The organism is Kordia jejudonensis (genome assembly GCF_001005315.1).
In the GTDB taxonomy this organism is placed as follows: domain Bacteria; phylum Bacteroidota; class Bacteroidia; order Flavobacteriales; family Flavobacteriaceae; genus Kordia; species Kordia jejudonensis.
Genome location: NZ_LBMG01000150.1, coordinates 1 through 1,097, shown reverse-complemented (window position 1 = coordinate 1,097; position 1,097 = coordinate 1). Strand labels below are relative to the sequence as shown.

1 pseudogene is annotated in these 1,097 nt (G+C 28.9%); it reads right to left on the bottom strand.

Going from position 1 to position 1,097, the window contains the following annotated elements:
• Nucleotides 1–774, bottom strand: a pseudogene (locus AA089_RS23070) (SAM-dependent DNA methyltransferase); the annotation flags it as partial.
• Nucleotides 775–1,097: the final 323 nt, after the last annotated feature.

Genomic DNA, 1,097 nt, shown 5'->3' with positions numbered 1-1,097 from the left:
AATGACTTGTTTGAGTTTCTCCATACGAAGTATGTCAAAATTAAGGGTAGAAGCTTCTTCAATTTCTGTGATTAATGTTTGAATCAACCGAGTATCTTTCACTCTAGTGGTTTGTTCAATAGCTACTAATTTATCGATCACTTCTAAAATCAATAGAGTATCAAAATCCTTTTGATCTTCCAAAATACCTGTTTCTTCAAAATCAAGTGTTTTATTAATTACAGTATGATCTTCTGAATAATCACATAAATTGAAAGGTATTTCAACAGGTAAAAATTGACCATTTGCATCTACATGGATAACAGCTCCAATGTCAAATAAATCTTTAGCCTTTGTTTTATAATTGCGCGGATATATCGTAATGGAGTCAAAAGGCTTGTTAAAATGCTTTGAGACGAATTTTTCTGTAATCACATTTGCAATTCGTTTATAGTTTTCAAAAATTACATATTCATCCTTTAGAGAATAATCTTTCATCTTAAAGAGAAGTTCAACGATACAAAACTTTAATTTGTCAATATTCATTATCGATGGATCATGCGAAGGGAAGATTGGAATAGTGCGCCAGTCTGTATCATTTTCTATTGCTTTTTTAAGATCGTAAGCAAAGCGCACATAAGCAGGATGATAATTAGCATACCATTTCAACTCATTTTTTAAAAAGTGCTTAAAACCTAATTTCTGTAAAAAAGTGATTAACTCTTTCTGAATAGGAATTGAAAATACAATTTCAATTCCGTTTTTAGCTGTATTATGTGTTACGTGTACATTCATATTTTAACAGATTAGTGTTGAAAACACTAAGCTAAAAAGCACGATTGAAATATCTTTTGTTCACTTTTGGTACTTGAACAATTTATTCAGTTTTACTTTTAATTCAGTAAAAGAAAATGTCTTAAAGTAATAGGCAAACGTTGAGTTTTTTACATATATATTGACCGAAATAAGATTGCCTATAACGACAAATAATAAAATTAGAATTCTAATTTTTCTTTATTTTAAATCAGAACAGTATTTATGCTTTTTCTGCTTAGTGTTTAAAACACTAAGCTACGAAGGGGAATTGAAGAATCATTTGTAAAATTTTGTGTAGTACA